The sequence below is a fragment of the Phormidium pseudopriestleyi FRX01 genome (assembly GCF_017313335.1).
GTDB classification, from domain to species: domain Bacteria; phylum Cyanobacteriota; class Cyanobacteriia; order Cyanobacteriales; family Laspinemataceae; genus Laspinema; species Laspinema pseudopriestleyi.
This window is the reverse complement of record NZ_JAFLQW010000511.1, coordinates 1-7123: the sequence shown is the minus strand read 5'-3', so window position 1 is coordinate 7123 and position 7123 is coordinate 1. Positions and strand designations below refer to the sequence as shown.

Annotated in this window: 4 protein-coding genes and 1 pseudogene; 2 read left to right on the top strand and 3 right to left on the bottom strand. The window is 48.4% G+C overall.

Annotated elements, in window-relative coordinates; all coding sequences use genetic code 11:
- Window positions 1-108: 108 nt before the first annotated feature.
- The 3 genes from thiD to J0895_RS19365 form a co-directional block, all read right to left on the bottom strand.
- Entirely contained in the window at window positions 109-951 is an 843-nt protein-coding gene (gene thiD / locus J0895_RS19375) for a bifunctional hydroxymethylpyrimidine kinase/phosphomethylpyrimidine kinase (protein ID WP_207089644.1), read from the bottom strand.
- 99 nt (window positions 952-1050) lie between these two features.
- Window positions 1051-2331, bottom strand: a complete 1281-nt coding sequence (gene ftsZ, locus J0895_RS19370) for a cell division protein FtsZ (protein ID WP_207089643.1) — start codon at window positions 2329-2331, stop codon at window positions 1051-1053.
- A gap of 198 nt (window positions 2332-2529) precedes the next feature.
- Window positions 2530-3417 carry a cell division protein FtsQ/DivIB gene (locus J0895_RS19365; RefSeq protein ID WP_207089642.1) on the bottom strand — a complete coding sequence of 296 codons (888 nt, stop codon included), beginning with the start codon at window positions 3415-3417 and terminating at the stop codon, window positions 2530-2532.
- Window positions 3418-4254: 837 nt separating this feature from the next.
- Between J0895_RS19365 and J0895_RS19360 the strand changes: the two genes are divergently transcribed.
- Both J0895_RS19360 and J0895_RS19355 read left to right on the top strand, forming a co-directional pair.
- The gene (locus J0895_RS19360) at window positions 4255-5637 is read left to right on the top strand and encodes an ATP-binding protein (protein ID WP_207089641.1); all 1383 of its coding nucleotides are present in this window, start codon (window positions 4255-4257) and stop codon (window positions 5635-5637) included.
- A 1172-nt stretch (window positions 5638-6809) separates the two neighbouring features.
- A pseudogene (locus tag J0895_RS19355) lies at window positions 6810-7123 on the top strand (hypothetical protein); the annotation flags it as partial.

The following is a 7123-nucleotide window of genomic DNA, read 5'->3' as shown; positions in this document are numbered from 1 at the left end:
GATGCGATCGCCAATCGGCAGCAGTCTCTAGCGCGTCTTGCGGTTCAGGCGTGGCGTGCGGATTTTGCCTAATCTGATCCATCTTTTCCCCGCCTAACTTATCTCCCCCTAACTTAATCTCCCTCCTTTAAATAAGGGGAAAAAGTGACAGACTGGACCGGGACCTTGACCAATCTCTAAGGCAAATTGTAGGGCTTCGGTGACATAGTTCTTAGCATTTTTGACCGCTGTTAGGGAGTCTTGACCTAATGCTAAATTGGCGGCGATCGCCGCTGACAAAGTGCATCCAGTGCCATGAGTATTTCGAGTCTCTACCGTCACCGTTTTCAAGGTTTCTAGGCAGTCGCCATCAAACCAGACATCCACCCCGCGCAAATCTCCCGCCATGCCGCCTCCTTTGACTAAGACGCCAGAAACTCCACATTTATGGATTCTCTGAGCAGCAGCGCGCATATCATCTAAAGTATTAATTGGTAATCCGCTCAGAATTTGGGCCTCGTAACGATTGGGGGTGACGATCGCCCCCAAAGGCACCAAGACATCCCGCAACAAGGTCACCGCTTCATCATCAATCAGTTGTGCACCAGTCCGAGACACCATCACCGGATCTACCACTAAATTCTTTAGATGCAGGGACTCCACTCGTTCCACCACCGCTGCAATAATCTCCCGATTGAGGAGCATTCCTGTTTTGACCGCTTGCACTCTCATATCCTGAACCACCGCATCAATTTGAGCGGCGATCGCCTCCACCGGCAATCCATCCACCCGGGTTACCCCCATCGTACTTTGAGCCGTAATGCAGGTGAGGGCGCTGGTCCCATGCACCCCATGAAAGGCAAAAGTTTTCAAATCCGCTTGAATCCCGGCCCCCCCACCACTATCGGAACCGGCGATCGTCAAGGCCACAGGTACAACCGGCGACTGGGAAATTGCTTGCATATCAGACATTTTTCCGCCTTTTACCGTTAAAATTACCAAAAAGAATCAACTGCTCACCCAGGAAGTAGGGTCAGCAGTGATTAATCCCAACTGATTTATTTTGAGTGGTTATCGCGGAGGGCGACGCTTTTGCAGGAAATCGGGAATATCCAGTCCCGGTGGTTTCCCTCGGGAAGGGTCTGGAGTCGGCGGCGGCGGCGGCGGTGACGCGACTGGAGATTTCGGAATGAACCGTTGCGGTTGTGGAGCCACCCTTACTGCCTGGGTCCCCTGCTGGGGGGGTTCTGAGGAAAAGCCCGTTGCAATCACAGTAATGCGAATTTCCCCTTGGAGGCGTTCGTCAATCACCGCACCAAAAATAATATTGGCATTGGGATCAACCACTTCGTACACCGTTTCTGCTGCTGCATTGACCTCATGCAAAGTCAAATCAGTGCCGCCGGTAATATTCAAGACCACACCCCTGGCCCCTTCAATTGAGGATTCGAGTAAGGGAGAAGAAATGGCACTCAGGGCCGCTTCTCTGGCCCGGGACTTGCCCGACCCCACACCAATTCCCATTAACGCAGACCCAGCATCAGCCATAACCGCTCGCACGTCGGCAAAGTCCACATTCACCAGACCCGGAATTGTAATAATATCTGAAATCCCCTGAACCCCTTGGCGGAGGATATCATCAGCCACTCGAAAGGCTTCTTGGACTGGGGTTTGTTCTGAAATGACAGAGAGCAATTTATCGTTCGGGATGATGATTAGGGTATCGACCCGACTTTGGAGGGCTGCAATCCCTTCTTCCGCTTGGTTCGTGCGCCGACGGCCCTCGAACAGAAACGGACGGGTGACAACCCCCACAGTTAGGGCCCCGACTTCCTTGGCGGCTTCAGCGACGATTGGGGCGGCCCCGGTGCCAGTTCCACCCCCCATCCCTGCGGTAATGAAAACGAGGTCAGAATGTTCTAAGGCCTGAGCAATCTCATCGCGAGACTCCTCTGCGGCTTTTTGACCGATGGCGGGATTGCCACCTGCGCCGAGACCTCTGGTCAGTTTTTGTCCGACTTGTAGACGTTTGGTTGCCGTGGATTGGACTAGAGCTTGGGCATCGGTATTCACCGCCCAAAATTCTACTCCCGAGACTTCACTTGCAATCATGCGGTTGACAGCATTGCATCCACCGCCGCCTACGCCAATGACTTTAATTTTGGCTATGCTACTCGGCACAATATCGTTACTCCTGGTGTCTTCCCCGGGGAGCGGGTTATCGCGATTTTGACCCAATATTAACCCTGTGTTGTTAAAAGGATTGGAGTTGTTCACTGCCACGGGAAAACCTGTCGGTTCTTCAGAATGAGGGCTTTCATTTCCAACCCCTAGTTTACTATTAAGTGTCATTGGTATTGGGAACGGTAGAGATACAATTTCTGAACTTTGGGCAGATCAAGGTCAACTATAGGCTATGTTGCCCAAGATTACCAACTTTAGCACTGATTAGTTTTGACAATCTGTCAAGGGTAATCATACTGACCCGATTGTGAACCCAAACTTTTCCCCGACTTGTCATGGCTTTGAGTTGCGGTTTTTCCAATGAATTTAAGGGGTTGGGACGGTTTGAGGTGCAGTTACACCGATCCGTTGAAGGGAGGGGCGATCGGGATTGGTCAGATCAATATAAGCAATTTGGGCTAAATCAATCTGGTTTGGTAAATCTCCCATCTGGCCCAAACGGGTCACTTGTTCCCCAAATCGAGGGCTGTAAGGACCACAATGAACCACTCCTAGTTCGGTTTTTAAAATTAAATTTGCCGGGTCCTGCCAATTGATTTCATAAATTTTGATGGGGCTGCGACGAATGGATTGATAGACAGTCTCCCAAGAGGAACGGTATTGCTCCAGGGGGCCGATCGCCCGGAGTTGGGGCAGTTGAACGGTGGGATCTAGGTCGGTGTAGCTTTCCAAGGGCATCCACATTCCCCGTTCATCGAGCAAACCCACTGAGGGCATTCCGGGGGACCCTACTGCCGGATTGGAGTTGAGTCCGGGGGGAGTATCGGTGGGGACCCCAGGGGCGATCGCATTTCCCTCACTGGCAATTGCCACCGGATAGCGTTCCTGGACTGTTACCTTCAGTCCCGGGGGAAAAAGTTCTCGGGAAACGCTTGCTTTGGCGATCGGACCTTGGGATTCCAACTCTCGGGCGAGTTCTTGCGGTCGAACTTGCAGCATGGATTGGGGATACGAAAGCGGCAACAGGGACCGAATCGCCTGATCGGAGAGAAATTCATTCCCGTCGATTTCGACTTGTTCGGGGGTGTCAATTACTAAAGCCGGTGAGGTGGTCGTCCACAATAAAAATCCGGCCAAGGAACTGACCGCTAACAGTTGCCAACAGGCTTGGAAAACTTTCTGACGCCGCGATCGCCTCAGTTGACGACGGCGACGCACTAACTCGGACTGAGAGACCGTTCCGATGGTATCCATCCTCACCGTTTAAGCTAACTGGGACACAACTAAATACACCCAAACTTTACCTTTTGTCAAGAAATAACCTTGAAATCTTGCACTAAAAACCTTCACAATTCCCATACAGTTAACCCACTGGGGAATAGGTTTGTGATGCAATCCAGACTTCAGATTCCCCCTAGGACTCTAAAATTAGCAGGTTTCGGTATGGTGAGGGCTGCTCAACCCTGTTTTTCTTCACTTATTTTAACCTCCCGATTCGGGTTTTTAATTGAGGTTAGGCGACTTCTCGTCTGTACTATCCCCCACTGACCTCCTCTGCTGAGATTCAATTCGGATTCCAAGTCGCAAACTTCACTCCCCCGCTTTTTCTGAGGGAGTAGGAGTTGCTAGAGTGACCCCTCACTTCTATTACAGAGTAGGGACAATTCATAGACTGCCCCCAGGAATCAGGTTTCATCCGAATCACTCCTGTAAGTCCTCTGTTATAGGGGCGATTCTCTAGGATGCAACTTCCGGCCTCCTCAAGTTGGGACCCTTGACAGGGGGTGATAGACTCCTACCTTCTTAAAGACAACAGGGCGATCGCCCTGTTATCTAAGGTCGCCCCTAAACAAAAGGGCTGCAATCCTGCAAAAATTCTGCGGGCTATGGGGGTATTGAACACTCAATTATTAATCCGCTTTTCCCCCATCCTTTCGATCCTGAGTCGGTGGATGGTAAGTAAAGATCACTCGGGCAATCCTCGGTTAATCATCATAAGTAACCCTAAGTCATGAAAATTGTTACGGAACGAGAACCTATACTAGGGAAATATCTGAAGCAGGGATCAGTAGTTGGGGAGAGTTAATTAACATGAAACTAGATTTACCGAGATTTTATAAAGCTTGTAATCCCAGTAAAGTCTTGGATATGGCGAATGAGGAGGACCGAGAATACTATATTGATTTCTCTTCGGTTCGAGGTGGTAATATTATCCGAGAACTGGGTAGAACGATTAGTTTACTATCCGGAAATGACCCTACCTGCCAGCTATTTACTGGACATATTGGCTGTGGAAAATCCACTGAATTATTCCGACTAAAAAAAGACTTAGAAGCGGAAGGATACCACGTTGTCTATTTCGAGTCTTCTCATGATTTGGATATGGCTGATGTAGATATCACGGAAATTCTCTTGAGTATTGCCCGTCAAGTTTCAGAAAGTTTAGAGAAGATTAACCTCTGCGTTGAACCTAAACGGGGGTTCCGGGATTTAATCAAGGGCGCGGCGGATCTGTTGCAAACTCCCATAGAACTCAGTGGGGAAGCCTCGCTTCCCGGGGTTGGAACCTTTAGTGCCAGCAGTGAGGGAGAACTAGGCTTTTCTTTGCCTGGGGGGATTGGTTCAATTACGGCGAAAGCTCGACATAGCCCCCGATTACGGCAACAGTTGCGACAATATTTAGAGCCCCGCACTAATAATATTTTGGAAGCAATTAATAGTGAATTGCTGCATCCCGCGACGGAGATTCTCAATCAGCGGGGTAAAAAAGGATTGGTGGCGATCGTGGATAATTTAGACCGGGTGGATAGCGTCAGAAAACCTTCGGGACGCACGCAACCAGAATATCTATTTGTCGATCGCGGTGAGCAATTACGGAAGCTGAATTGTCATGTGGTTTATACCATTCCCTTGTCTTTAATTTTTTCCAATGACTTGGGCCGCTTGAGTTCTCGATTTGGGGTGAAACCGAAGGTTTTACCGATGGTTCCGGTACGGGAACGGGATGGGAGTGTCTATGCTGAGGGGATGAAGTTACTCAGAAATATGGTCCTCGCCCGGGCATTTCCCCACATTCCAGCATCGGAACGAGAAGATCTGATTGCCTCAGTCTTTGACTGTTCAGAAACCTTAAATCGCTTGTGCAGCGTGAGTGGGGGTCATGTGCGGAATTTACTGGGACTGCTTTATAGCTGTCTTCAGTTACAAGACCCTCCGTTTTCCCGCCACTGTCTGGAAAATGTGATTAAAGAATATCGGGATGATTTGATTGCGGCGATTACTGATGAGGAGTGGGAGTTGTTATTTCAAGCGTTGGAACAGAAGCACGTCCAAGGGGATGAGGATTATCAACTGTTGTTGAGAAGTATGTTTCTGTTTGAGTATCGCGATCGCGATGGACGATGGTATTGGATTAATCCCGCTTTAGCCGAAGCCCCTAAATTTAAGGAATGGATGTCAGAATATCCAGCCTAAATCTGGGTTCTCTCCCTTTGTTCTACTCTTTTTTGTCTTGAGCTGAACACTGTGATGGCTTAGGTGGAAGTCTCACCGGGCGATTGAAAAAATTTCCGCAAATGCAGGCGATCGCTCCACTATTCTACCACCCCGAGTTGCCCGATCGCTTTAGGCCGATAAAATGTTGCGAATTTTATCAAAAATTTAGCTAAAGATCGTCAGGAAAAATGCCCGGTCCGCAAGGAATTCATTGATTCCCCGTTCAATACAGATGGAACGATATTTGTCAAGAGAGGAGTGAATTTTTCACTCTCTCTCCCATCTTGAAACTGAATTTAAAAAGCTGGATAAACACCCGCCAATTTTCTTCTTCTTTGTTGAGCGCTCTATTTGATTGTCTGGGCTGGTATCCCACCTAATGAGAATCGGTTTCTGATATTTTCCTGGGATTTTTTCTGCCTGGGGTTTTAGTCGAATTTTTGAATTTGACAGAAGCCAAGAAACGTTTATGATGAAGACCCGAATCCTGTTAAAACGGAGACTCATCCCCCGGAAAGCGCCAACTCCATTCACCCTTCCTAGGACGGAAACGGAGCTAAAGGGTAGTTCCAATAATAGAAGCGATCGTGATTTTTATCTGGAACAAAACTGATAGAGCGAATCTAACCCTGTTCGCTCATTGCTGTAGGGTCTATCCCCCCAAGGGGTTACTCCCTCCCCTCTTGCTCTAAATGATTTAGAGGAACTATATCATAGAAATAGCCGACCAATCGGAACGGAATGACCATTAAAAACCAAAATTAGGATTAAGTTATTTCGCCCTAGCATTTCTCCTGGCCAAAATGGGAAGATTATTATCCAAACCGAGAAAATTCCCGGTCTGTTCATGCCCGATCGCCTGTCGTGGAATCTAGGTGAGGAGGTGATCTGTAACAATCCTAAATTCCCAAAAAAGAAAGGGTCTTTTATCTGTACAATAAGAACCGGAGCTTTGAGGCAAAGTTGCCCCAGATAAAATCAGGGGATCGGCGACGAGCATTACTGTTTCAGGACAAAAAGTAGGTAAAGAGGAGATTAATAACCCAACCCAAACCGATGAATCAGGGAATAGCAAAAATAGGCAAATGATAGTTTGGGGTGGTCACTATGGTATTGATTTGGCTTTTGAATAGCGCACCACTACGAAAGTTATGACTGACCTTGACCAACCCATAGACTGTTCCGTCTATAATGAGCGATCCTTACAGACGTTGGTCAGAGCGATCGCCCTGTCCGAAGGAAATTTTTCCTTAATTTTAGTCCGGTGCAATTATGTGACATTGCAGCGGAGTATGCTCCAACGTCTCGAATCCCTCTGTCCAGAAATTTCAGAGGAAGGACGTTCCGTACATTCTATGGTGCTCCCCAAAACGGTCAGCACCCTTTACAGCACCTTGGTGGACGCTCTGGATCAGAAGCAACCCCTCGCAGTGATGATTTTTGGGTTGGATTGCACCAATGGTTT

Bases quoted from the DNA above. Each gene is read 5' to 3' on its own strand.
- thiD (WP_207089644.1), bottom strand. From the start codon at position 951: ATGTCTGATATGCAAGCAATTTCCCAGTCGCCGGTTGTACCTGTGGCC.
- ftsZ (WP_207089643.1), bottom strand. From the start codon at position 2,331: ATGACACTTAATAGTAAACTAGGGGTTGGAAATGAAAGCCCTCATTCT.
- J0895_RS19365 (WP_207089642.1), bottom strand. From the start codon at position 3,417: ATGGATACCATCGGAACGGTCTCTCAGTCCGAGTTAGTGCGTCGCCGT.
- J0895_RS19360 (WP_207089641.1), top strand. From the start codon at position 4,255: ATGAAACTAGATTTACCGAGATTTTATAAAGCTTGTAATCCCAGTAAA.